Below are 22,626 nucleotides of genomic sequence, written 5' to 3'. Positions count from 1 at the left end.
CGTATCGTATCGTTGGGCCATGACATCCGACTCGACCGAGAAGCCCGGCCGCCCCACTGACGAGGACCTCACGCGACGGATCCTCACGACGGCCGGCGAGATGCTCGGGGGGCGCGGCTACCAGGCGCTGAGCGTCGAGCAGGTGGCCAAGGCCGTGGGCTGCGGCAAGACCGCGATCTACCGCCGATACGCGGACAAGGGCGCGCTCGTCGCCGCGGTGCTCCGATCGCAGGTCGAGATCGGGGCGATGCCCGACCGGGGCAGCGTCCGCGCTGATCTGCTCGAACACGTGCTGCAGAACCAGCGCAACCAGGAGCTGTCCCCGGAGCAGAGTCACGGACTCCGCGCGATGTTCGAGCCGGATGTCTTTCCCACCCTGTGGGACTCCTTCTTCCAGCACCGCCGTCGGCAGGGTGTCGAGATCATCGATCGCGCCATCTCCCGCGGCGAACTCCCGGAGGACGTCCACCACGACATCCTTCTCGACACGATCGCCGGGCTCACCCTGTACCGGCAGTCCGTCAAGCGCATCCACATCGATGAGCGCCACTACGTCGACATCATCGACGCTCTCGTCAGCACCCCGCCGCGTCGCATTGCAGACGCTGATGAACAGGCTTCCCCTTGACCACTGACACTCCACCCCTGACCGCATCCCTGCCGAAGGTGAGCGCCCGCGCCGTCGTCGGCTTCCTCGTCTTCTGCGAACTCGCGAGCGGATTCGTCCAGGGGTTCTACGCCCCTCTGCTCGGCGAGATCGCAGGACACCTCCAGGTGTCGGACGCCGACATCACCTGGTTCCTCACGGTCCAGACTCTGGCGGCCGCAGTCTGCGTGCCGCTGCTCTCGAAGCTCGGAGACATCTTCGGGCATCGCCGGATGCTGCGGATCGCCGTGGTCGCGGTGCTGATCGGCACCCTCGTCACCGCGTTCCTGCCGAGCTATCCGCTGGTGCTCGCCGCCCGGATCCTCGTCGGGCCGCTCGCCGTCTGGCTCCCGCTCGAGATCGCTCTCGTGCACAACCGCATCAAGGGCGAAACCGCGCGGACCTCGATCGGTCTGCTCGTGTCCTGCCTGACGGGTGGCGCGATTCTCGGCACGATCTCGGCGGGCGTGTTCTCGTCCGTGCTGCCCTCGCTGACCCTCACCCTGCTCGTGCCCGTGGTGTTCGTCGCGGTCAGCGTCTACGCGGTGTTCTTCAAAGTCCCCGAATCCACGTCGCGCACCGGTGCGAAGATCGACGTCCTCGGATTCATCGGCATCGGTCTCGCGATGGTCGTGCTGCTCTTCGGTCTGCGTCTCGCGTCCAGCGAGGGCTTCGGATCGATGTCGACCATCGTCACCCTGGTCGCGGCGGTCGTGATCTTCGCGTTGTGGGTGCTGTGGGAGCTGCGCGTGGCATCTCCGGCCATCGACGTGCGGCTGATCGTCTCGCCCCGGCTCGGACCTGTCTACCTGACCGCATTCCTGTTCGGCATGGTCATGTTCGGCGCGCAGGCGCCGTCGACGACGTTCCTCACCGCTGACCCTGACGTCTCGGGCTACGGCTTCGCGGCGACGGCCGGCACAGCGTCGGCCGTGACGGCGGTCGTGACGATCCTCGCGACGGTCGGCGCCGCCACCTTCGCGCCGATCGCTCGCAGAATCGGCATCCGCGCGGTCCTGGTCACCGGTGCGGTCCTGGCCGCATCCGGATCGCTCATCCAGATCGTGTTCCACGAGGAGCTGTGGCAGATCTTCATGATCTCGGCGATCAACGGGATCGGTATGGGCTTCCTCCTCGGAGCTCTCCCCGCGCTCGTCGCCGAACTGGCCCCGAGCGATTCGACCGGGATCGCGGCCGGGGTCTACAACTCGCTGCGCACCCTCGGAGGGTCGGCTGCCGGCGCGGTGTTCGCCGTGCTGCTCGCGGGCTTCACCGCATCCGGATCCCTCAGCTCGTCGATCGGCGGTTACATCACCATCTGGAGCGTCTGCGCCGGCGCGTTCATCATCTCCGCCCTCGCGCTCGCATTCATGCGGATGCCGCGCCTCACCGACTCCTCCGCACGAAAGGCCCACTCTTGAGCGCCCCCGATTTCGCGGCCGATGCCGTCGCGATCCTGCCCGACCTGGTCGCCCTGCGACGAGCTCTGCACGCCGACCCCGAGCTCGGACTCGACCTGCCGCGCACGCAGCAGAAGGTTCTCGACGCGCTCGAAGGACTGCCCCTCGAGATCACCACCGGCACGCGCACCACCTCGGTCGTGGCGGTTCTGCGCGGAGGGCGGCCGGGGCCCGCGGTGCTGCTGCGCGGTGACATGGACGCCCTGCCGATCGAGGAGACGACCGGTCTGGAGTTCGCCTCCACCAACGGCACCATGCACGCGTGCGGGCACGACCTGCACACCGCGGGCCTCGTGGGCGCGGCGAGGCTTCTCTCGGAGAGACGCGACGAGCTGCACGGCTCGGTGATCTTCATGTTCCAGCCGGGGGAGGAGGGGCACGGGGGCGCGAAGGTCATGATCGAGGAGGGGCTGCTCGACGCGGCCGGTGAACGTCCGGTCGCCGCGTACGCGATCCATGTCGCACCGGGTCCGCGCGGCCTCTTCGCGACGAGGAGCGGAGCGGTGGCCGCCGGATCCAACCAGCTCTTCGTCACGGTCGACGGCAGGGGAGGGCACGGTTCGCAGCCTCATCAGACGCTCGATCCGGTGCCCGCCGCGGCCGAGATCGTGCTGGCGCTCCAGAGCTTCGTGACGCGGCGGTTCGATGCCTTCGATCCCGTGGTGCTGTCGGTCACCCGGCTCTCGACGGGTGAGGGAGCGGTCAACGTCATCCCCGAGCAGGTCGAGCTCGCTGCGACCGTCCGCAACATGTCGCCCGCGTCGCTCGCGACCCTCCAGGAGGGGCTGCCTCGGGTGATCGAGGGGGTGGCGGCCGCGCACGGCCTCACCGCCGACGTGCGCTTCGACACGATGTATCCGGTGACCGTGAACGACCCCGCAGAGACGGCCGAGACCGTCGACGTGCTGCAGGGTGTCTTCGGCGAGCAGCGCGTCGTCATCATGCCGACGCCGATGATGGGATCAGAGGACTTCGCCTTCGTCCTCGACGAGGTGCCCGGCACGTTCATCGCGCTGATGACCTCGCCGCCCGACGCGGACCCGAGCACGATCGAGTGGAACCACTCGCCGAGGGTGCTGTTCGACGACGCGGTGCTCGGCGACCAGGCTGCAGCGCTGGCATCCGTCGCATTCGCCCGCACGGCTCGCTGACGTCCCCTCTCAGCGGAGGCCGCTCCCCGTCGGGGAGCGGCCTCCGTCATGAATGACGACCAATTTGTGACGAATCGTTCGTAGCATCCGTCTTAGTGGTGTCGCTGCACTGCGGCCCTCCCCGCAGGGGATCGGAACACACTGACGAAGGAGCACATGATGGCGAACGTCTCGAACGCACAGCAGCCCAAGGTCCAGGTCCCCCCGGCAGGTTCGACCGTCGCCTCGACGGGCGCGACGATCATCGAGAACGGCGTGGTCGCGAAGATCGCCGGCATCGCGGCTCGAGAGGTTCCCGGCGTGTACGCGCTCGGTGGCGGAGCCGCTCGCGCCGTCGGAGCCATCCGTGATGCTCTCAACTCCACCGACCTGACCCAGGGTGTCAGCGTCGAAGTGGGCGAGACGCAGGTCGCGGTCGACGTGACGATCGTCGCCGAGTACCCGGCGTCGTTGCAGAAGGTCGCGGACGATGTCCGCGCGGCGATCTCCGTCGCGATGAGCGAGTTCGTCGGCAAGCAGGCGGTCGAGGTCAACGTCACCATCAACGACGTCCACATCCCCTCCGATGACGCGTCGGACGACGACGGCGCCGCCGCCGACGACGCCGTGGAGACGCGTGTCCTGTGATCCATCGAGATGCGAACGAGTGATCGGATCAGCATCTCGTGACCTCGTGATCGGGTCGATGATCCGATCCGATCACGGGTCCGCTCCGAATCTATTCGGGGGAATGGAAAAGGGAGTCGACGCATGGCTGGGGAACGCTTTCGCTCTGCACTCGAGCAGGCCGACGACCGGATCGTCGCCGGTCGGGCGATGGATGGGGACGTCGCCGCATTCGCGGTGCTGGTGCGCAGGTACACGCCGATGATGCGCGCGTACACGCAGCGGATGCTGAACGCCTCGGCCGATGTCGACGACATCGTCCAGGAGACGTTCGTGACCGCGTGGCAGCGGTTCTCCGAACTGGACGACCCCGCGAAGGTCAAGAGCTGGCTGATGCGCATCGTGAGCCGCAAGGCGGTGGATCGCATCCGCGCACTGCGACCGATGATCGACGTCGACGACGTTGAGCAGGCCGCGCCGCCGCAGGGTGCTCCGGCGCGCGTCGTCGAGGCCCGCGCGGGGATCGAGGCGCTGGGGGCGGCGTTGCAGGAGCTGCCGGCCGCCCAGCGGGAGTGCTGGGTGCTCAGGGAGATGGGCGGGTACTCGTACGACGAGATCGCCGCCGAGCTCGACATATCGGTGTCGACGGCGCGTGGCCTTCTCGCCAGAGCCCGCAAATTCATGATCGTGCGAATGGAGGCCTGGCGATGAGCGATGATCAGGCGACCCCCGACGTCCGTCAGCTCGGTCTCGAACCGGGCGATCTCGACGGGCACACGCTCGAAGAGCTGAGCGACTATCTCGAAGCAGGGAGGGTTCCCCTCGACCCGTCGATCGAGGGCTCGCCGGGATGCCAGCTCGCTCTCGACGCACTCGAGCGGCTGCACGGCCTCGGCGGTCAGCTGATCGACGCCGATGCCGCCGCCATGCCCGAGGTCGATGACAGCTGGGTCGATCGCATCCTCTCGGGCATCGCCCTGGACGCCCGCGCCGGGCGTCGGATCCCGTTCGCAGAGACCGACCCCGCGGTCGACTTCGGAATCACCGAGGGTGCCGTCCGGGGCCTCATCCGCTCGGCGGAGAACGCTGTGCCCGGCATTCTGGTCGGGCGATCGACACTCGACGGCGACGTCACCGCCAGGGGCGAGCCGATCCGCATCGCGATCGAGGTCAACGCCGTCTACGGCGAGTCGATCCCGCAGGCGGTGGACCGGCTCCGCGAAGAGGTCGCCGAGCGTCTGCGGCGGCAGACGTCCCTCACGGTGACCGCGATCGACGTCACCGTGCGGGACATCCAGAGAATCAGCAGCGCGGCGGAGGAGACACCATGAGCGTTACCGATCCCACGGGACTCGCTGAGAGGTTCGAGGCGGCCGTGCTGGCCACCCCGGGTGTGCGCAGCGTCTACCGGTCGGGCTCACTGGTGTCGAATCTCGTCGGAGAAGGTGCGGTCGCGATCGGCATCAGCCGGGTCGACGAGCCGCTCGTGGCGGTTCGCGTCGCCGACGAGGGCGTCGTGGTCGAGGCATCGCTCGGCATCGAGTACTCGGCGAGTGCCGTCGAGCTGCTGCAGGACGTCCGCGGGGCCTTGGAGAAGGTCCTGGCGGAGGACGGGCTGGGGTCCGTCGAGATCGTGCTCACGATCGCGTATGTCCATCCTCGGGAGGCATCGTCGGACTGAGTCCGCGTGAGCGCGCTGAGGCGCCGGTCCTGGGTGAGGATCGGCGCCTCCTGGTGGGGCGGCCGGCCTGATGTCGAACGGCGGATCAGGCGATGGCGCGCAGGCCCTCGACGAGAGGCGTCGTGGGACGGCCGATGAGGCGCGCGAGCGTGCCGTCCGACTCGGAGAGCGCGCCCGACGCGATGCCGGCATCCAGAGCGACGACGAAGCCCGCCGTGCCCTCGTCGAGACCGGCCGCCTGGAGTCCGGCGAGCTGCTCGTCGGCCGTGAGCGGCTGATAGGTCACGTCGCGGCCGGAGACCTCCGCGATCGCGGCTGCGAGCTCGGTGTAGTCCCACGCGACGTCGCCGCCGAGTTCATACACCTGCCCGATGTGACCGTCTTCGAGCAGCACGACGGCTGCGGCCTCGGCGAAGTCCTTGCGGCTGGCCGACGCGACGCGGCCGTCGCCGGCTCCGGAGGCGAGCACTCCGGTCTCGGCTGCACGGGCGAGGTCAGCGGCGTAGTTCTCGGTGTACCAGTTGTTGCGCAGGATGACTGCCGGGAGACCGGACGCCGTGATGAGCTCCTCGGTGGCCTTGTGTTCGGGGGCGAGCACGAGATCGCTCGTGGTGGCCTTCGGAGCGCTGGTGTAGACGAACTTCGTGACACCGGCGGACCGGGCGGCGTCGATGACCGCCTGGTGCTGCGCGACGCGCTGCCCGACCTCGGAACCCGAGATCAGCAGGACGCTGTCCACGCCCTCGAGGGTGGAGGTGACGGAGGAGGGGTCGGTGTAGTCGAGCCGCGCGACCCGCACGCCGAGATCCTCGGCCTTCGCGACATCGCGGGCGCCGGCGATGATCGACTGCGGGTCGGCGCCGCGCTCGAGGAGGCTGGCGATGACGAGGCGTCCGAGGTTGCCGGTCGCACCGGTGACGAGGATGGTCATGGGGTGTCCTTTCGTAGGTGACAGAGGCGATAACCTGGCCACCGTGTCGGAACATTCCATACTGCGGGTACCCACTTTGAAGTAAGGTACCTACATGACGGTTAGTTATGCACAGATCCGCGAGTCGACTCCGCAGATCTTCGAGCCGGGATGCAGCACCCGCGTCATCCTCGACCACGTGATGAGCAAGTGGGGCGTGCTCGTGCTCTCGTCCCTCTCCGACGGCACCCATCGCTGGGGCGAACTGCGCCGCGAGGTCGGCGGCATCAGCGAGAAGATGCTCGCCTCGACCCTGCGAACCCTCGCCGACGACGGGCTGGTGCGTCGTGAGTCCTTCCCGACGGTGCCTCCGCACGTCGAGTACAGCCTGACTCCTCTCGGGCGGGATCTCATGGGGCGGATGCTGCCGCTCGTCGAGTGGGTCGCCGACCACGCCGACGGAATGATCGTTCGTGACTCACTCGACTGATTCCGTCGCTCAGTAGCGCAGACGCCCACGGAATCCGTCGGTATAAGAAAAGGATTGACGCGATATACGCGGTACCCGTATGTTCTGAGCATGTCAGCTACGACGCCGATCCATCTCGAACGCCCCGACGGCAAGGGCCTGGCCGCCGGCACCCTCGGTCTGTGGGGCTCGACCGTCATCGGCCTGGCCTCGACGGCCCCCGTCTACTCACTCGTCGCGACGCTCGGCTATGTGGTGCTGGCCGTCGGAGCTCAGGCACCGATCGCGTTCATCATCGCGTTCGTGCCGATGCTGCTGATCGCCTTCGCCTACCGTGAGCTGAACAACGCCGTCCCCGACTGCGGCACCACGTTCACGTGGGGGACGAAGGCGTTCGGTCCCTGGGTCGGCTGGATGGGTGGCTGGGGTGTCGCAGTCGCCGGCATGGTGGTGCTCGCCAACCTCGCCCAGATCGCATCGGTCTACTTCTGGTCCCTGATCGGGTTCGATCTCGAGAACAACGACTGGCGGATCGTCCTCGTCGCTGTGCTGTTCATCGCCGCGATGACCTGGGTCAGCTGGCGCGGCGTCGAGATCGGTGAGCGCATCCAGAACGTTCTGCTGGGCATCCAGTACCTCGCCCTGGCGATCTTCGTCGTCGCCGCTCTCTGGCAGTTCTTCGCGGGTACCGCCCCGAACCCGACGCCGTTCGAGATGGAATGGCTGAACCCGTTCGCGTTCACCAGCTGGCCCGGATTCACCGAGTCGATCCTGCTCGCTCTCTTCATCTACTGGGGCTGGGACACGTGCCTCGCGCTCAACGAGGAGACCAAGGATCCCAAGAAGATCCCCGGCCGCGCGGCGCTGCTGACGACCGTCATCCTCCTCGTCACCTACGTCGGCGTCACGATCGCCGCGATGATGTACGCCGGTCTCGGGTCGGAGGGCACCGGGCTCGGCAACGAGGCCAACGCCGACGACTTCTTCCTGGCGATCAAGGACGGCCTGCTCGGCCCGTTCGGCTGGGTGCTCGTGGTCGCCGTCGTGCTCTCGGCCATCTCGTCGACGCAGACCACGATCCTCCCCACCGCCCGCGGCACCCTCGCGATGGGCGTGTACCGCGCTCTGCCGGCGAAGTTCAAGGACGTGCACCCGACCTACAAGACTCCGTCCTTCTCGACCATCGTCATGGGGGTCGTGGCCATCGCGTACTACATCGGCATGACCCTGATCAGCGACGACATCCTCCAGGACTCGATCCTGTCGCTCGGTCTGGCGATCGCGTTCTACTACGCCATCACCGGGTTCGCCTGCGCCTGGTACTTCCGCAAGGACCTCACCCGCTCGGCGCGCGACTTCCTCTTCAAGGGGCTGTTCCCGGTGCTGGGCGCGGCCATGCTCACCTGGGCCTTCGTGCAGTCGGCGATCGACATGTGGGACGTGGACTACGGCTACACGGTGCTCTTCGGCATCGGCGGCACCTTCGTGATCGGCATCGGAGCGCTCGCGTTCGGCCTCGTGCTCATGTTCGTCTGGTACCTGTTCCCGCGGTCGAAAAGGTTCTTCCGCGGCGAGAGCCTCAACCGCGACACCCAGGTGATGGTGCCCGATGAGCCGGGCCTGATCCGCTCGATCGACGGCGGCATCTGAGCTGCGGCATCCTGTCCGAGCCGGATCGCGCGCGGGTACGCCCTAGGCTTTATCCGTGCGCATCCGGCTCGACATCGCCTACGACGGCACCCACTTCCGCGGGTGGGCCAAGCAGCCCACCCTGCGCACAGTGCAGGGGACTCTCGAGGCCGCGCTTGCTCGCATCGTCGGCTCCGAGGTGCAGTTCGTCGTCGCAGGACGGACGGATGCCGGGGTCCACGCCCTGGGTCAGGTCGCGCACGTCGACCTCGACGAGAAGCAGTGGGCCCGCATCGAGTCGCGTCAGGGTCGTGCGCCGCAGGACCCTGCGGCGTCGATCGCGCGACGGATGAGGGGAGTGCTCGGCGCCTACCCCGATGCGACCGTCACGCGCTCGTCCATCGCTCCCGATGGATTCGACGCCCGATTCTCTGCGGTCTGGCGGCGTTACCGCTACCGTCTCGCCGACTCGACGGCGGGGTACGACCCTCTTCGACGCCACGACACGACCGCGCACCGCGGCGTTCTCGACGACCAGGCGATGGATGCCGCGGCGCGGACGCTCATCGGACTCCACGATTTCGCGGCCTACTGCAAACCTCGTGAGGAGGCCACGACGATCCGGACGCTCCTCGACTACCGCTGGTCGAGGGACGCCGAGGGTGTGCTGGTCGCCGAGGTGAAGGCCGACGCGTTCTGCCACAGCATGGTGCGGGCCCTCGTCGGCGCGTGTGTCGCCGTGGGGGAAGGGCGTCTCGACATCGACGATCTGGTCGTGCTGCGCGACGCGCTCACCCGCACCAGCGAGTTCAAGGTCCTGGCGGCGCGGGGACTCACGCTCACCGAGGTCGGCTATCCCGCCGACGATCTGCTGTCGACCAGGGCGGAGCAGACGCGCGCCCGTCGTGACGGCACGAGCGCATGAGTCGGCTGGCTGCGATGTTCGTCGAAGTCACCTCCCCGGGCTGGGCGTTCTGGCGAGCGCTGGTCGACACCTGCATCGGGCTGATCGTCGGCACGCTCTACACGTTCGTCGGCATCATCGTGGTCGGCATCGTGGGGGAGGAGGCGCTGTCGTCCCTGTACTGGCAGATCGACCTCGACCCTCTGTTCCGAGCGAGCATGGGCGTCTTCCTGCTCGCGGCTGCGCTGCTGGCAGCCCTCGTCCCCGTCGTCGTGGTCGCCGAACGCTTCGCGGCACTGCGCGCCGTCGAAGCCGCTGCGCTCGAGAACCCGGATGCCGTGCCGCAGCACTCCCTGCGCCAGACGCTGCAGGCGTCACCGGCCGCACTCCTGCAGAAGACCGGCACGGTGATGTTCTGGTGCGTGGTCGGACTCGGCGCCCTCTTGGCGCTGGGGGTGCTCTTCACGGAAGATCTCCGTGAGGATGCGGTGAGCTGGGTCGCGCTCCTCGTCATCGCCGTGCTGGCCGCCGGCGCCGCGGCGGTGCGACGACTCGGGCGACGAGCCGTCGAGCGCGTTGGGCCGCGGATGAGCACGCAGTGGAGCCGGTGGAAGCGCCTGGTGCCGCTCGCGGAAAGGCGCGACGCCGACCGCAGGGACGCGGCGATGCGCACCGTCGTGCCCCGCTGGCTCGCGGTGCCGGGCGCGCGGACGGTCGGCCGGATCGCGAAGATCCTGCTGACGGCGACGCTCCTCTCGCTCGCGGCCTTCATGCTGTCGGTGTTCATGCGACAGCAGTGCCGCACCTGCGACCCGGTCTACTGGGACGAGCCCATCGAGAACGGCATCGATGTGCTGAGCCTGACCAGCGGCGCAGCGATCGCGATGTGCGCCGCCCTCGGCATCGTCGCCTGGCTCGGGGGAGTCGTCCTGCAGTTCTCGCGCGAGCGCGCGCTGGTGCGGTGGGTCTCTGACGGCGTGCCGCGTCGCGTCGACACGAGCCTGGTCGAGTCCCTGCTCGCGGGCAATCGGTCGATGGCCCGGCTGCAGATCGGTCTGTCCGTGGTCGGGGCGGGTGCTCTCATCGTGGGCACCGGCGCGATCTGGGCGGACTGGACGGCGATGGACGCACGGTGGCCCCTCGTCGCCGCCGTCGTGCTGATCGCCTCGGGCTTCGTCATCGGCTGGGCGGATTCGCGCCGACGTCGCAGAGAGCGCCAGCTCGCGCGGGATGCACTGTTCCCCGGCGACGTCGGACGCCGCGGCGACGCGACGACGCGAGGGCGGGCGATTGCCACCGGAATCCAAGACTGACGCACTACCGTGAAGTGCGATGAAGGTCATCTCGTACAACTTGCAGAAGCACCGCGCCGCAGGAGAGCTCGCGGCGCTGGCCTCGACGCACGATCCTGACATCCTGTGCCTGCAGGAGTGCGATGTCGCGGACCTGCCGGAGACCATCGGAGACCTCACCCTCGCAGATGCGACACAGGGCAACCGGCTGGGACTCGCGATGTTCTATCGCGCGAGCGAGTTCCACCTGCAGGGCATCCGCACGATCGAGCTGAAGAAGTCGCTGCACGACCGCATCGCCAAGCCCGCGCACGAGCGGGTCCTGGGCGCACGGCTGCGGGACATCGACGCGGGGCGCGAGTTCATCGCCGCGTCGTTCCATGCGGCGCCGCTCACGGCCCTGAACTCCCTGCGGCGGCATCAGATCCGGGCGGCGCTCACCGAGCTGGCGACGCTCGGCGAGGGACTGCCGCAGCTGATGGTCGGCGACTACAACTACCCCGTGTTCAAGGAGAACCTCGGTCAGACGATCCGCGAACACGGATACGCGCTGACACTGAGCGACGATCACACCTACACCCGGTACCGCGTGTTCCGCGGCCACTACGACTTCGCCACCTCTGTCGGCTTCGAGATCCAGCGGGTCACCACGCTCCCGCAGGGGATGAGCGACCACCGTCCGATCCTGGTGACCACCCGCTTCGACTGATCGCCGACCGGCCCGGTTTGGGAGAACGCTCGGAATGACGTAAGCTGTCACTTTGGTACTCGACTGCCGAGTGCCACGAACGTGAGCCCTCCACTGGCGTGTTCCTCCCTGTAGGGAAGAACCACCCCGGAGTGGGATTCACGAACTTCTCCGTTCGAACAAGAAAGCAGCACTATCGTGACGCGCACTTACACCCCTAAGGCCGGCGAGGTCCAGCGTGACTGGGTCGTCATCGACGCCACTGACGTCGTTCTCGGCCGTCTGGCCTCGCACGCCGCTACGCTCCTGCGTGGCAAGCACAAGCCCACCTTCGCCAACCACATCGACTCGGGTGACTTCGTCATCATCGTGAACGCCGACAAGGTCGCGCTCACCGGTCAGAAGCTCCAGAAGAAGCTGGCCTACCGCCACTCGGGTTACCCGGGCGGCCTGAAGTCGGTCACCTACGCCGAGCTCATGGAGAAGAACCCGGTCCGTGCTGTCGAGAAGGCCATCCGTGGCATGCTCCCCAAGAACAGCATCGGCCGTCAGCAGCTGTCGAAGCTCAAGGTCTACGTCGGTGGAGAGCACCCGCACGCCGCTCAGCAGCCGAAGACGTACACCCTCGACCAGGTCGCCCAGTAAGCGCCGTAAAGACTTAAGGACATACTCGTGGCTGACATCCAGGACACCACCGAAAACCCCCAGAACTTCTCGACGTCGACTCCCGAGACCGACGCAGTCGAGGCGGCTCCCCGCCCCGTGCTGAGCGTCCCGGGTGCCGCTGTCGGCCGTCGCAAGCAGGCCATCGCCCGCGTGCGTCTCGTCCCCGGCTCGGGAACGATCACGGTCAACGGCCGCACGCTCGAGGACTACTTCCCGAACAAGCTGCACCAGCAGCTGATCAACGACCCGTTCACCATCCTCAACCTCGCCGGCGGCTACGACGTCATCGCGCGCATCTCGGGCGGTGGCCCCTCGGGCCAGGCCGGTGCACTGCGTCTCGGCATCGCTCGTTCGCTCAACGGCATCGACGAGGAGAACAACCGTCCGACCCTGAAGAAGGCCGGCTTCCTGTCGCGCGACGCTCGCGTCAAGGAGCGCAAGAAGGCTGGACTCAAGAAGGCCCGCAAGGCGCCTCAGTACTCGAAGCGTTAAGGTCCACCGCTCCGATGCCGATCTTTGGCACGGACGGCGTGCGAGGGCTTGCCAATGGCATCCTCACCGCCGACCTCGCGCTCACCCTGGCCCAGGCGACTGCTGTCGTCCTGGGCCAGGGCCGTACTGCGGAGGCTCGTAAAGCCGAAGGCAAGCGACTCACTGCAGTCGTGGCCCGCGACCCCCGCGTCTCCGGTCACTTCCTGACCGCTGCCGTCTCCGCAGGACTCGCATCCTCCGGCGTCGACGTGCTCGAGGCCGGAGTGATCCCGACGCCGGCTCTCGCGTTCCTCGTCGCCGACCGCGACGCCGACTTCGGTGTGATGATCTCGGCCTCGCACAACGCGGCACCCGACAACGGGATCAAGATCTTCGCCCGCGGCGGCGTGAAGCTGCCCGATGTCGTCGAGCAGCGGATCGAAGAGGCCATGGCCGGCGAGAAGCTGCGTCCGACCGGTGCCGGCGTGGGCAGGATCATCCGATTCTCCGACGCCGAAGACCGCTACGTCGTCCACCTGCTCGGCTCGCTGCCGAACCGGCTCAACGGCATCAAGGTCGTTCTCGACTGCGCCCACGGCGCCGCATCCGGCGTCTCGCCGGAGACCTTCCGCGATGCCGGGGCCGATGTCACCGTGATCGGTGCCGATCCGGACGGCTGGAACATCAACGACGGCGTCGGTTCGACGCACCTCGACCAGCTCGCCGAGGCTGTCGTCCGTCTCGGTGCCGACATCGGGATCGCGCATGACGGCGATGCCGATCGATGCCTGGCTGTCGACGCTCAGGGCAACGTCATCGACGGTGATCAGATCATGGCGATCCTCGCGGTCGCGATGAAGGAACGCGGTCACCTCACCGACGACACCCTCGTCGCCACCGTGATGAGCAATCTGGGTCTGCACATCGCCATGCGCGAGCAGGGGATCACGGTTCGACAGACCGCGGTGGGCGACCGCTACGTCCTCGAGGACATGAACCGGGGCGGCTACGCCCTGGGCGGAGAGCAGTCCGGACACGTCATCATGAGCGAGTTCGCGACCACCGGTGACGGTCTGCTCACAGGGCTCCACCTCGTCGCCGAGATGGCGCGCCAGAACAAGACGATCGCCGAGCTCGCGAGCGTGATGACCGTCTACCCGCAGGTGCTGATCAACGTCCGCGACGTCGACAAGGACGCGCTCGAGTCCGATGCCGTCGTGCAGCAGGCCGTTCGCGAGGTCGCAGCCGAACTCGGCGAGACGGGCCGGGTGCTCCTGCGCAAGTCGGGCACCGAGGCGCTCGTCCGAGTCATGGTCGAGGCACCGGATGCGGAATCCGCGCAGTCGTACGCGGACCGCCTCGTCGATGTGGTGCGGGAGCGCCTCTCCCTCTGAACCGTCGAGCGCGCCGTGCGGCACCGACCCCTGGTCAGTCGCGCGGCGCGCTCCAGTTCAACTGCTCGATGTATCTCAGCAGCACGCCCTCGCGCAGCGCCCACGGCGATACTTCGAGCTCGTCGACGTCGAGCGCCGTCATTGCCGTGTGCAGCGATACGGCGGCGGCGACGATCTGGAACGTGCGATCCGCCGTGATCCCGGGCAGCTCCTGCCGCGCGGATGCGGGCAGGCGAGCGAGTCGAGGGATCCACGATCCCAGCGCTGCTCGCGGCAGCACCATGCGCTGGATCCCCGACCATCCGGGAACCGGATAGCCGGCCAGTCGAGCCAGAGACCGGATCGCCTTCGAGGAGCCGACGACGTGATCGGGCCGCGGGAGCGCGGTGAATCGGGGAAGCACCTCGGCAAGGGTGGCGCTCGCGTGCTCGCGAAGCCGCTCGACGTCGTCTTCGCCCGGCGGGTCCTGCGGAAGGAACTGCACGGTCATCCGACCGGCTCCGAGTGGGACGGATGCCGCGGCGTCGGGAAGCTCGTCACCGCCCGCCGCGACCTCGAGCGATCCGCCGCCGATGTCGAGGAGAAGGAGCTGGCCGGCCGACCAGCCGAACCAGCGCCGAACGGCGAGGAAGGTGAGTTCGGCCTCGGTCTCTCCATCGAGCACCTGCAGAGGCTGGCCGAGGGCGGCTTCGATGCGGGCGATCACGTCGGCGCCGTTCCGGGCGTCGCGCACCGCACTCGTCGCGGTGGCGAGCAGCTCATCGACCCGCTCGGCTTCCGCGACCGCGCGCGCTTGGGCCACGGCCGCTTCGAGGGCGCGCACCCCCTCTTCCGAGATCGATCCGTCATCCGTGAGGTAGCGCATCAGGCGCAGGACGGTGCGATCGCTGGTGGTCGCCAGCGGCCTGCCGCCGGGGCGGACGTCGGCGGCGAGCATGTGGACGGTGTTGGAACCGATGTCGAGTACTCCCAGGCGCACGGATAGAGACTACTCGTGCGCCGTTACGATGTATCCGTGACCACCGCCGACCCCACGCTGCCGCTGTCTCCGTATCGCGAGATCGGGCGCGATGAATGGGCGCGATTGGCGGCGGGACTCGACCAGCCGCTCACCGAGACCGAGGTCGTCGAACTCCGGGGCATCGGCGACCGGCTCGACCTCGCCGAGGTGCGCGAGGTCTATCTGCCGCTCAGTCGACTGCTGAGCCTCTACGCGACGGCCACCAAGCGTCTGGGTGCCGCGACCAGCTCGTTCCTTCAGGAGGACGATTCCACGACCCCGTTCGTGGTCGGCGTCGCCGGCTCCGTCGCCGTCGGAAAGTCGACGATCGCCCGTCTGCTGCGCGAGCTGATGAGCCGCTGGCCGGGCACCCCTCGCGTCGAGCTCGTGACGACGGACGGGTTCCTGTATTCGAATGCCGAGCTCGAGCGCAGGGGGCTGATGGAGCGAAAGGGTTTTCCGGAGTCCTACGACCGGAGAGCGCTGCTCGAGTTCCTCACCGAGGTGAAGAGCGGTGCGGCAGAGGTGCGGGCGCCGTTCTACTCGCACATGCGCTACGACATCGTCCCCGACGCCCATGTGGTCGTCCGTCGCCCCGACGTCGTGATCGTCGAGGGCCTGAACGTCCTCCAGCCGCCGCCCGCCCCCAATGACGTGGCCGTCAGCGACCTCTTCGACTTCTCGATCTTCGTCGACGCCGACACCTCGCACATCGAGAAGTGGTACGTCGATCGGTTCCTCGCACTGCGCCAGGGCGCGTTCTCGAATCCCTCGTCCTACTTCAACGTCTTCGCCCACCTGACCGATGACGAGGCGATCACGACGGCTCTCGGCTATTGGAACGAGATCAACATGCCGAACCTGGTCGAGAACGTGATGCCGACCAAGCATCGCGCGCGTCTCGTGCTCAACAAGGGCGTCGACCACAGCGTCGAGAGCGTGCTCCTGCGGAAGCTCTGACCGGTCGGCTATTTCGTTCGGAACCTTCGCAAAAAGCCCGCCTTACTCTTGACGACATGTGTGGAATCGTCGGATACGTGGGCCCGCGGCCCAGCCAGGACATCCTGCTCGCAGGCCTCGCCCGTCTCGAGTACCGCGGGTATGACTCCGCGGGTGTCGCCGTCATCGACGGCGACGGTTCCCTCGGGATGCGCAAGAAGGCGGGAAAGCTCGCCATGCTGCGCGATTCGCTGAAGGATGCCGAGCTGTCGGACGGCAACACGGGCATCGGGCACACCCGCTGGGCCACCCACGGTGGGCCCACCGACGAGAATGCGCACCCGCATCTCGCCGATGACGACAAGCTCGCCGTGATCCACAACGGCATCATCGAGAACTTCGCCTCGCTCCGCGACGAGCTGCTCGCCGATGGCGTCAGCTTCCGCAGCGAGACCGACACCGAGGTCGCTGCCGCGCTGCTCGGCCGCGAGTACCGCAACAACGGCGGAGACCTGCAGGGCGCGTTCCGCGCCGTCGTCAACCGCCTCGAGGGCGCTTTCACCCTGCTCGCGATGCATCAGGACCACCCGGGCCTGGTCGTGGGCGCTCGCCGCAACTCGCCCCTGGTGATCGGCCTCGGCGAGGGTGAGAACTTCCTCGGTTCCGACGTCGCCGCGTTCATCGAGCACACCCGCAAGGCACTGGCCATCGGCCAAGACCAGATCGTCTCGATCACCCCGGACGCCGTCACCGTCACCGACTTCGCCGGCACGCCTGTCGAGGCCGAGCCGTTCGACGTCTCGTGGGACGCCGCCGCCGCCGAGAAGGGCGGCTGGTCGAGCTTCATGGCCAAGGAGGTCGCCGAGCAGCCCGAGGCGGTCGCCAACACGATCCGTGGCCGCATCCAGGGCGACCAGGTCGTGATCCCCGAGCTCGACGGGCTCGACGACCTGTTCCTCGGCATCAACCGCATCATCATCACCGCCTGCGGTACGGCCGCGTACTCGGCGCTCGTCGGCAAGTACGCGATCGAGCAGTGGGCGCGGGTCCCCGTCGACGTCGAGCTGGCGCACGAGTTCCGCTACCGCGACCCGGTGATCGGCGACGACACCCTCGTGATCTCGATCAGCCAGTCCGGCGAGACGATGGACACGTTGATGGCCGTCAAGTACGCGAGGGAGCGCGGCGCGCGCACCCTCTCCATCTGCAACACGCAGGGTGCGACGATCCCTCGCGAGTCCGATGCGGTGGTCTACACCCACGCCGGGCCCGAGGTCGCAGTGGCGTCGACGAAAGCCTTCTCGGCGCAGATCACCGCTCTGCTGCTGCTCGGCCTGCACGTGGGGCGCGTGCGCGGCTCCGTCCAGGATGCGTCGGTCGACGTCGCCGAGCTCACCGCACTTCCCGAGAAGATCGCCAAGGTCCTCGAGAGCGAGCAGGAGCATGTCACCCAGCTCGCGAGCTGGATGGCCGACACTCGTTCGGTGCTGTTCCTCGGTCGCCACGTGGGCTTCCCGATCGCACTCGAAGGCGCGCTGAAGCTCAAGGAGATCTCGTACATCCACGCGGAGGGCTTCGCCGCCGGCGAGCTGAAGCACGGCCCGATCGCACTGATCGAGCCCGGACAGCCCGTCTTCGTGCTGGTGCCGTCGCCTCGACACTCGGCTGTGGTCCACTCCAAGGTCGTCTCGAACATCCAGGAGATCCGCGCTCGCGGAGCTCGGGTGATCGTGGTGGCGGAAGAGGGCGATGCGGCCGTGCTGCCGTTCGCCGACGAGGTCATCCGCATCCCGCTCGCCGGCGCGATGTTCGAGCCGCTGCTCGCTGTCGTCCCGCTGCAGATCTTCGCGATGGCGCTCGCCACGGCCAAGGGGCTCGACGTCGACCAGCCGCGCAACCTCGCCAAGTCCGTCACCGTCGAGTAAGCGTCGTCGGCCTCCAGTGGCCGCTCATCGAGACACGTCACCCATCCGGGGCACGGGCGCCGTGCAGAGGCTGGGCCGACCGATTCGGGATGCCGCGACTAGGCTGAACTGGTGATCATCGGGACCGGCATCGACCTCGTGGACATCCCGCGGTTCGAGCGGACGATGGAGCGCACGCCGCGGCTTCTGGAGCGGCTGTTCGCGCCGGGGGAGCGGGGTCTCCGGCTGCCGTCGCTCGCCGCGCGCTATGCCGCGAAGGAAGCGCTGATCAAGACGCTCGGCGGCTCTGACGGCGTGCACTGGATCGAGATCGAGATCGCCTCCGAGGCATCCGGCCGCCCGCATTTCGTGCTCTCCGGTTCCACCGCCGACGTCGTCGCAGAGCGCGGGATCACCCGACTGCACCTGACCCTCACCCATGACGCGGGGCTCGCCGCAGCGTTCGTGGTCGCCGAAGGAGAGCCGCTGTGACCGTTCCGTTCCGCGAAGCCCGCATCGAGCTGGATGCCATCAGCGACAACGTCCGCCATTTCCGCAGACTCACCGGCGTGCAGGTCATCGCCGTCGTGAAGGCGAACGCCTACGGCCACGGGGCTGCCGCGGCTGCCGTCGCCGCCCTCGCCGGGGGTGCCACTCGTCTGGGGGTCGCCGAGATCCCTGAGGCGCTCGAACTCCGTCGTCAGGGCATCACCGCTCCGATCGTCGCCTGGCTGCACGCGCCGGGCGAGCGTTTCGACCAGGCTGCGGCGCACGACATCGAGGTGGGAATCTCGTCGTTCGACCAGCTCGAAGCGGCGGGGGCGGTCGCCTCGGTCGACCGCCCGGTCGGCGTGCACCTCAAGTTCGAGACCGGGCTGTCGCGCAACGGCATCGCCCCGGCGGACTGGCGTCGTGTGCTCGCCGAAGCCGCGCGCCTCGAACGCATCGGGCGGTTGCGCATCGTCGGGCTCTTCAGCCACCTCTCGAACACGTCGCCTCAGGACGACCGTGAGGCACTCGCGAAGTTCGAGGAGGCGGTCACGGCGGCGGCGTCGTTCGGCATCCATCCCGAGATCCGGCACATCGCGGCGACAGCGGCCGCGATCGACCTGCCGGAGATGCGTCTGGATGCCGTGCGCATCGGCATCGGTATCTACGGCCTCTCGCCGTTCGATGACCGCTCTTCTGCGGAGCTGGGGCTTCGCCCGGCCATGACGCTGCGGGGGGCGATCGCCGCCGTCCGCCGCGTGCCGGCCGGCGCCGGGGTGTCGTACGGATACGACCACCGCACCTCCCGCGACACGACGCTGGTGCTCGTCCCGCTGGGATACGCCGACGGCGTGCCGCGCCACGCATCCGGGCGCCTGCCCGTATCGATCGCCGGGCGCCGATACACGAACGTCGGCCGCATCGCCATGGACCAGTTCGTCGTGGACGTCGGGGACGCCCCGGTGTCGATCGGCGACGAGGTCGTGCTGTTCGGCGACCCGACGCTCGGCGTGCCCTCGGCATCGGAGTGGGCGAACGCCGCATCGACCATCGACTACGAGATCGTGACGCGCATCGGCGCCCGTGTTCCCCGGCGGTCGGCATGAGCGTCGACCCGTCCTTCCTGGGGCGCCGCGAGATCGAGACCTCGGACGCGATGGAGCAGCTCGGCTTCCGTATCGGCGAGCAGCTCGAAGCGGGCGACCTGCTGATCCTCACCGGCCCGCTCGGCGCAGGCAAGACGACGTTCACCCGCGGACTCGCGGAGGGTCTGGGCGTACGCGGCCCCGTGCAGAGCCCCACCTTCGTGATCGCCCGCACGCACCCCTCGCTCGTCGGACGCGCGCCGCTCGTGCACGTCGACGCCTACCGGCTCGGCTCAGGGGCAGAGCTCGACGATCTCGACCTCGACCTCGCACGATCGGTCGTGGTGATCGAGTGGGGACGCGGGATGGCCGAGGACCTGGCCGGGACCTGGTGGGACATCGAGCTGGAGCGTCCCGTCGGCGGTGACGACGAGCTCGACCCCTCGGAGCTCGACGCCGACGCACCGCGGCACGTGTCGATCACGCGTGGCGGACGCTCAGCGATCACCGGCTGAACGACGACTACCCTGGAGAGGTGATCCTCGCCGTCGACACCTCCCTGGGCACCGCCGTCGCCCTCATCGACGACGACGGCACGCGTCTGTCAGATGCCTCGGCCGCCGATCCGCTCCGTCACGCGGAGGTCATCGGCGAGCTTCTCGTGCGGGCCCTCGACGCGCCCGGATCAGGCCCGATCGATCATGTGGTGGCCGGTATGGGCCCGGGGCCGTTCACCGGACTCCGCATCGGCATCGCGACGGCACGCACGTTCGCGCTGGGGCGTGGCATCCCCGTCGTCCCCGTGCCGAGCCACTTCGCCGCAGCGCTCACGGCCGTCGAGCATCACGCCGTGACCGGGCCGTTCGCCATCGTGACGGACGCCCGCCGCCGAGAGGTCGCCATCACCGTCTTCGACGGAACGGATGCCGACGGCATCCCGCACGTCATCACGGACACCGTGCTGGTCGCACGGGTCGACGCCGACGAGCACCTCCAGGGGATCCGTCGTATCGATGTGGAGACGCTGTCCGGCGTCGATCTGGCTCGCGTGGGCGCGAGGGCGTTGGCTGCCGGGCGCACACTCGCGGGCACCGAGCCGATCTATCTGCGTCAGCCCGACGTCACCGTGCCGGGAGCGCCCAAGAAGGTGGGGTCATGACCCTGCGCGACGCGACGCCCGACGATCTCGACGCCATCATGGCGATAGAGCACCGCTCGTTCCCCACCGACGCGTGGAGCTCGGAGGCGATGGCCCTGGAGCTCGCGAGCCCGCACGGACGCTATCTGGTCGACGAGCAGGACGGCGCGATCATCGGCTACGGCGGAGTCCGTGCACTGCAGGGGTCGAGTGACGCCGACATCCAGACCATCGCGTTCGACGTCGAGCACCGCGGTCGCGGTCGTGGCCGGGCGCTTCTGCGGTCCCTTCTCGATGCCGCGGTGGAACGCGGAGCCAGAGAGGTCTTCCTCGAGGTGCGGGCAGACAACCCCGGTGCCGAGGGGCTGTACCGCTCGGAGGGGTTCGAGGAGATCGGACGTCGCCCCCGCTACTACCAGCCCGACGACGTCGACGCGATCGTGATGCGCCTCGCCCTGCAGCATCCGCGCTCCGAGCATCGAGATGAGACGGCGTCGGATGCCGCGAAGGAGGCGACCTCATGACCGAGCCGCTGGTGCTGGGCATCGAGACGAGCTGCGACGAGACCGGCATCGGGATCGTCCGCGGACGCACGCTGCTCTCGAACACGATCGCGTCGAGCATGGACGAGCACGCCCGCTACGGCGGAGTGGTTCCCGAGGTCGCCGCCCGCGCCCATCTCGAGGCCCTGCAACCCTCGATCGATGCCGCCCTGGCCGAGGCCGGCGTGCGGCTCGGCGACCTCGACGCGGTAGCCGTCACGAGTGGACCCGGCCTCGCGGGAGCGCTCATGGTCGGCGTCGGCGCCGCCAAGGGGCTGGCGGTGTCGCTCGACAAGCCGCTGTACGCGGTCAATCACCTGGTCGGACACATCGCCGCCGACATCCTGACTCCCGACTCCGAGCCATTGGAGTACCCGACGATCGCGCTGCTGGTATCGGGCGGGCACACCTCGCTGCTGCACGTGCGCGATCTCACGACCGACGTCGAGATGCTGGGCGAGACCATGGACGATGCCGCGGGGGAGGCGTTCGACAAGGTCGCCCGACTGCTGTCGCTGCCGTACCCCGGCGGACCCGAGATCGATCGAGCGGCACTCGACGGAGATCCGAACGCGATCCGCTTCCCTCGAGGGCTTTCGCGCGCCTCCGACCTCGCGAAGCACCGTTACGACTTCTCCTTCTCCGGGCTCAAGACCGCTGTCGCGCGCTGGGTCGAGCGCTGCGAGGCAGACGGCGTTCCCGTGCCCGTCGCCGACGTCGCCGCGAGCTTCCGTGAGGCGGTCGTCGATGTGCTCGTGACGAAGGCGCTCGCCGCGTGCGCAGACCTCGGCGTGCCCCGCCTGCTGCTCGGTGGAGGAGTGATCGCCAACCGACGACTACGCGAGGTCGCCCTCGCGAGGGCGGAGAAGGCCGGCGTGACGGTGCGCATCCCGCCGTTGTCGCTGTGCACCGACAACGGCGCGATGATCGCGGCGCTGGCCGCGGAGCTCATCGCGTCCGGCCGTCGCCCGTCGACGCTGGCGTTCGGAGCCGACTCGACGCTTCCCGTCACCGAGATCCAGGTCGACGAGCGCGTCGCGGTGATGTGATGAGCGACGTGCCTCGCACTCCGGATAGGGCGGGTGCAGAACCGGGGCCCGCCTCGAGTGCCGCGGTGCCGCCGACCAAGATCGAGCGCCCGAGCGGCGAGGTCGAGCATCCGGCGGGGTCGGCACGCATACCCGGGTCGCGCCGCGAGGGATACACGAAGCTCCCCACCGGCCCGGTCGGAGTCGAGCCGGTGGTCGTCACGGGGCCAGTCGCCGAGGACATCGGTCGGGAGAGCGACTGGGAGCCGGCGACGGGCACGTCCGCCGTGGACGACACCCGCCTCGCTCCCTGGGCGCTGATGGCGGCGGTCGTCGCCTTGGCCGCGTCGTTCTTCGTCGGCTGGGGCATCCCGATCGCCATCGTCGCCGTGATCGCGTCGATCATGTCGCTGCGCCGACCGGTCGAGAGCCGCGCCATCGCTCGTTGGGCGCTCGTTCTCGGTCTGTGTGCGACCGTCTACAGCCTCGGCTGGCTCGTCTGGGCCGGGATGCAGTTCGAGAGACTCGGATAGC

At 68.5% G+C, this 22,626-nt stretch carries 26 protein-coding genes; 24 read left to right on the top strand and 2 right to left on the bottom strand.

The window, feature by feature from the left end:
- Positions 1-19: 19 nt before the first annotated feature.
- From ACZZZQ_RS03235 to ACZZZQ_RS03205, 7 genes are all read left to right on the top strand, one after another.
- A complete protein-coding gene (locus ACZZZQ_RS03235) occupies positions 20-628 on the top strand; it encodes a TetR/AcrR family transcriptional regulator (RefSeq protein ID WP_400340402.1) in 609 nt (202 codons plus the stop codon).
- Positions 625-2,067, top strand: coding sequence for an MFS transporter (locus tag ACZZZQ_RS03230; RefSeq protein WP_463506876.1), 1,443 nt, complete (start codon positions 625-627; stop codon positions 2,065-2,067). Before ACZZZQ_RS03235 ends, ACZZZQ_RS03230 begins: the two co-directional genes overlap by 4 nt.
- Complete coding sequence (locus tag ACZZZQ_RS03225; protein ID WP_053098930.1) at positions 2,064-3,257, top strand: M20 metallopeptidase family protein; 1,194 nt, start codon at positions 2,064-2,066, stop codon at positions 3,255-3,257. Before ACZZZQ_RS03230 ends, ACZZZQ_RS03225 begins: the two co-directional genes overlap by 4 nt.
- Positions 3,258-3,416: 159 nt before the next feature.
- Complete coding sequence (locus ACZZZQ_RS03220) at positions 3,417-3,884, top strand: Asp23/Gls24 family envelope stress response protein (RefSeq protein WP_463506875.1); 468 nt, start codon at positions 3,417-3,419, stop codon at positions 3,882-3,884.
- 123 nt (positions 3,885-4,007) lie between these two features.
- The gene (locus ACZZZQ_RS03215; protein ID WP_056277222.1) at positions 4,008-4,574 is read left to right on the top strand and encodes an RNA polymerase sigma factor; all 567 of its coding nucleotides are present in this window, start codon (positions 4,008-4,010) and stop codon (positions 4,572-4,574) included.
- On the top strand, positions 4,571-5,194 hold the full coding sequence (locus ACZZZQ_RS03210; protein WP_463506874.1) for an Asp23/Gls24 family envelope stress response protein: 624 nt from the start codon (positions 4,571-4,573) through the stop codon (positions 5,192-5,194). The genes ACZZZQ_RS03215 and ACZZZQ_RS03210 overlap by 4 nt, the downstream gene beginning before the upstream one ends.
- Positions 5,191-5,544 carry a hypothetical protein gene (locus ACZZZQ_RS03205; protein WP_463506873.1) on the top strand — a complete coding sequence of 118 codons (354 nt, stop codon included), beginning with the start codon at positions 5,191-5,193 and terminating at the stop codon, positions 5,542-5,544. Before ACZZZQ_RS03210 ends, ACZZZQ_RS03205 begins: the two co-directional genes overlap by 4 nt.
- 85 nt (positions 5,545-5,629) lie before the next feature.
- On the opposite strand, the gene ACZZZQ_RS03200 is transcribed toward ACZZZQ_RS03205, so the two are convergent.
- Positions 5,630-6,475 carry an SDR family oxidoreductase gene (locus ACZZZQ_RS03200; protein ID WP_463506872.1) on the bottom strand — a complete coding sequence of 282 codons (846 nt, stop codon included), beginning with the start codon at positions 6,473-6,475 and terminating at the stop codon, positions 5,630-5,632.
- Between the two features lie 94 nt (positions 6,476-6,569).
- On the opposite strand from ACZZZQ_RS03200, the gene ACZZZQ_RS03195 reads away from it, so the two are divergent.
- The 8 genes from ACZZZQ_RS03195 (at position 6,570) to glmM (ending at position 13,967) form a co-directional block, all read left to right on the top strand.
- Positions 6,570-6,944 carry a winged helix-turn-helix transcriptional regulator gene (locus tag ACZZZQ_RS03195; RefSeq protein ID WP_053098935.1) on the top strand — a complete coding sequence of 125 codons (375 nt, stop codon included), beginning with the start codon at positions 6,570-6,572 and terminating at the stop codon, positions 6,942-6,944.
- 90 nt (positions 6,945-7,034) lie between these two features.
- Positions 7,035-8,573: an APC family permease gene (locus tag ACZZZQ_RS03190; protein WP_053098936.1), complete on the top strand. Its 1,539-nt coding sequence runs from the start codon at positions 7,035-7,037 to the stop codon at positions 8,571-8,573.
- 55 nt (positions 8,574-8,628) lie between these two features.
- Positions 8,629-9,477 carry a tRNA pseudouridine(38-40) synthase TruA gene (gene truA / locus ACZZZQ_RS03185; RefSeq protein WP_463506871.1) on the top strand — a complete coding sequence of 283 codons (849 nt, stop codon included), beginning with the start codon at positions 8,629-8,631 and terminating at the stop codon, positions 9,475-9,477.
- A gap of 14 nt (positions 9,478-9,491) precedes the next feature.
- Positions 9,492-10,769: a hypothetical protein gene (locus ACZZZQ_RS03180; protein WP_463506870.1), complete on the top strand. Its 1,278-nt coding sequence runs from the start codon at positions 9,492-9,494 to the stop codon at positions 10,767-10,769.
- Positions 10,770-10,788: 19 nt separating this feature from the next.
- The gene (locus ACZZZQ_RS03175; RefSeq protein ID WP_053098939.1) at positions 10,789-11,457 is read left to right on the top strand and encodes an endonuclease/exonuclease/phosphatase family protein; all 669 of its coding nucleotides are present in this window, start codon (positions 10,789-10,791) and stop codon (positions 11,455-11,457) included.
- Positions 11,458-11,634: 177 nt separating this feature from the next.
- Positions 11,635-12,081 carry a 50S ribosomal protein L13 gene (gene rplM, locus ACZZZQ_RS03170; protein ID WP_045253410.1) on the top strand — a complete coding sequence of 149 codons (447 nt, stop codon included), beginning with the start codon at positions 11,635-11,637 and terminating at the stop codon, positions 12,079-12,081.
- Positions 12,082-12,108: 27 nt separating this feature from the next.
- Positions 12,109-12,594: a 30S ribosomal protein S9 gene (rpsI, locus tag ACZZZQ_RS03165; protein WP_042539158.1), complete on the top strand. Its 486-nt coding sequence runs from the start codon at positions 12,109-12,111 to the stop codon at positions 12,592-12,594.
- A gap of 14 nt (positions 12,595-12,608) precedes the next feature.
- On the top strand, positions 12,609-13,967 hold the full coding sequence (gene glmM / locus ACZZZQ_RS03160; RefSeq protein ID WP_053098940.1) for a phosphoglucosamine mutase: 1,359 nt from the start codon (positions 12,609-12,611) through the stop codon (positions 13,965-13,967).
- Between the two features lie 34 nt (positions 13,968-14,001).
- Here glmM and ACZZZQ_RS03155 read toward each other — a convergent pair whose 3' ends face one another.
- Positions 14,002-14,946: a Ppx/GppA phosphatase family protein gene (locus tag ACZZZQ_RS03155; protein ID WP_053098941.1), complete on the bottom strand. Its 945-nt coding sequence runs from the start codon at positions 14,944-14,946 to the stop codon at positions 14,002-14,004.
- A gap of 36 nt (positions 14,947-14,982) precedes the next feature.
- On the opposite strand from ACZZZQ_RS03155, the gene coaA reads away from it, so the two are divergent.
- The 9 genes from coaA to ACZZZQ_RS03110 all read left to right on the top strand — a co-directional run bounded on the left by coaA (position 14,983) and on the right by ACZZZQ_RS03110 (position 22,625).
- On the top strand, positions 14,983-15,927 hold the full coding sequence (coaA, locus tag ACZZZQ_RS03150) for a type I pantothenate kinase (protein WP_053098942.1): 945 nt from the start codon (positions 14,983-14,985) through the stop codon (positions 15,925-15,927).
- 56 nt (positions 15,928-15,983) lie between these two features.
- Positions 15,984-17,831, top strand: coding sequence for a glutamine--fructose-6-phosphate transaminase (isomerizing) (gene glmS / locus ACZZZQ_RS03145; protein WP_053098943.1), 1,848 nt, complete (start codon positions 15,984-15,986; stop codon positions 17,829-17,831).
- A gap of 111 nt (positions 17,832-17,942) precedes the next feature.
- Positions 17,943-18,302, top strand: a complete 360-nt coding sequence (locus ACZZZQ_RS03140) for a holo-ACP synthase (protein ID WP_056277247.1) — start codon at positions 17,943-17,945, stop codon at positions 18,300-18,302.
- On the top strand, positions 18,299-19,405 hold the full coding sequence (gene alr, locus ACZZZQ_RS03135; RefSeq protein WP_072590842.1) for an alanine racemase: 1,107 nt from the start codon (positions 18,299-18,301) through the stop codon (positions 19,403-19,405). The genes ACZZZQ_RS03140 and alr overlap by 4 nt, the downstream gene beginning before the upstream one ends.
- Positions 19,402-19,899, top strand: a complete 498-nt coding sequence (gene tsaE, locus ACZZZQ_RS03130) for a tRNA (adenosine(37)-N6)-threonylcarbamoyltransferase complex ATPase subunit type 1 TsaE (RefSeq protein WP_463506869.1) — start codon at positions 19,402-19,404, stop codon at positions 19,897-19,899. Before alr ends, tsaE begins: the two co-directional genes overlap by 4 nt.
- 20 nt (positions 19,900-19,919) lie before the next feature.
- Positions 19,920-20,543: a tRNA (adenosine(37)-N6)-threonylcarbamoyltransferase complex dimerization subunit type 1 TsaB gene (tsaB, locus tag ACZZZQ_RS03125; protein WP_295104128.1), complete on the top strand. Its 624-nt coding sequence runs from the start codon at positions 19,920-19,922 to the stop codon at positions 20,541-20,543.
- A complete protein-coding gene (gene rimI / locus ACZZZQ_RS03120; protein WP_053098948.1) occupies positions 20,540-21,046 on the top strand; it encodes a ribosomal protein S18-alanine N-acetyltransferase in 507 nt (168 codons plus the stop codon). Before tsaB ends, rimI begins: the two co-directional genes overlap by 4 nt.
- On the top strand, positions 21,043-22,113 hold the full coding sequence (gene tsaD / locus ACZZZQ_RS03115) for a tRNA (adenosine(37)-N6)-threonylcarbamoyltransferase complex transferase subunit TsaD (protein WP_056277258.1): 1,071 nt from the start codon (positions 21,043-21,045) through the stop codon (positions 22,111-22,113). Before rimI ends, tsaD begins: the two co-directional genes overlap by 4 nt.
- A complete protein-coding gene (locus ACZZZQ_RS03110; protein WP_463506868.1) occupies positions 22,113-22,625 on the top strand; it encodes a hypothetical protein in 513 nt (170 codons plus the stop codon). Before tsaD ends, ACZZZQ_RS03110 begins: the two co-directional genes overlap by 1 nt.
- Position 22,626: the final 1 nt, after the last annotated feature.

The sequence above is a fragment of the Microbacterium sp. AC132 genome, assembly GCF_979258525.1.
Note: the sequence above shows the minus strand (reverse complement) of the source record. Positions and strands in the feature narration are given on the sequence as shown.

Excerpts from the sequence above, each read along its gene's own strand:
- tsaD (WP_056277258.1), top strand. The coding sequence starts at position 21,043 with ATGACCGAGCCGCTGGTGCTGGGCATCGAGACGAGCTGCGACGAGACC.
- ACZZZQ_RS03180 (WP_463506870.1), top strand. The coding sequence starts at position 9,492 with ATGTTCGTCGAAGTCACCTCCCCGGGCTGGGCGTTCTGGCGAGCGCTG.
- ACZZZQ_RS03205 (WP_463506873.1), top strand. The coding sequence starts at position 5,191 with ATGAGCGTTACCGATCCCACGGGACTCGCTGAGAGGTTCGAGGCGGCC.
- ACZZZQ_RS03195 (WP_053098935.1), top strand. The coding sequence starts at position 6,570 with ATGACGGTTAGTTATGCACAGATCCGCGAGTCGACTCCGCAGATCTTC.
- glmM (WP_053098940.1), top strand. The coding sequence starts at position 12,609 with ATGCCGATCTTTGGCACGGACGGCGTGCGAGGGCTTGCCAATGGCATC.
- ACZZZQ_RS03210 (WP_463506874.1), top strand. The coding sequence starts at position 4,571 with ATGAGCGATGATCAGGCGACCCCCGACGTCCGTCAGCTCGGTCTCGAA.
- ACZZZQ_RS03220 (WP_463506875.1), top strand. The coding sequence starts at position 3,417 with ATGGCGAACGTCTCGAACGCACAGCAGCCCAAGGTCCAGGTCCCCCCG.
- ACZZZQ_RS03110 (WP_463506868.1), top strand. The coding sequence starts at position 22,113 with ATGAGCGACGTGCCTCGCACTCCGGATAGGGCGGGTGCAGAACCGGGG.
- rimI (WP_053098948.1), top strand. The coding sequence starts at position 20,540 with ATGACCCTGCGCGACGCGACGCCCGACGATCTCGACGCCATCATGGCG.
- ACZZZQ_RS03235 (WP_400340402.1), top strand. The coding sequence starts at position 20 with ATGACATCCGACTCGACCGAGAAGCCCGGCCGCCCCACTGACGAGGAC.
- ACZZZQ_RS03215 (WP_056277222.1), top strand. The coding sequence starts at position 4,008 with ATGGCTGGGGAACGCTTTCGCTCTGCACTCGAGCAGGCCGACGACCGG.
- ACZZZQ_RS03200 (WP_463506872.1), bottom strand. The coding sequence starts at position 6,475 with ATGACCATCCTCGTCACCGGTGCGACCGGCAACCTCGGACGCCTCGTC.
- tsaE (WP_463506869.1), top strand. The coding sequence starts at position 19,402 with ATGAGCGTCGACCCGTCCTTCCTGGGGCGCCGCGAGATCGAGACCTCG.
- ACZZZQ_RS03190 (WP_053098936.1), top strand. The coding sequence starts at position 7,035 with ATGTCAGCTACGACGCCGATCCATCTCGAACGCCCCGACGGCAAGGGC.
- glmS (WP_053098943.1), top strand. The coding sequence starts at position 15,984 with ATGTGTGGAATCGTCGGATACGTGGGCCCGCGGCCCAGCCAGGACATC.
- ACZZZQ_RS03175 (WP_053098939.1), top strand. The coding sequence starts at position 10,789 with ATGAAGGTCATCTCGTACAACTTGCAGAAGCACCGCGCCGCAGGAGAG.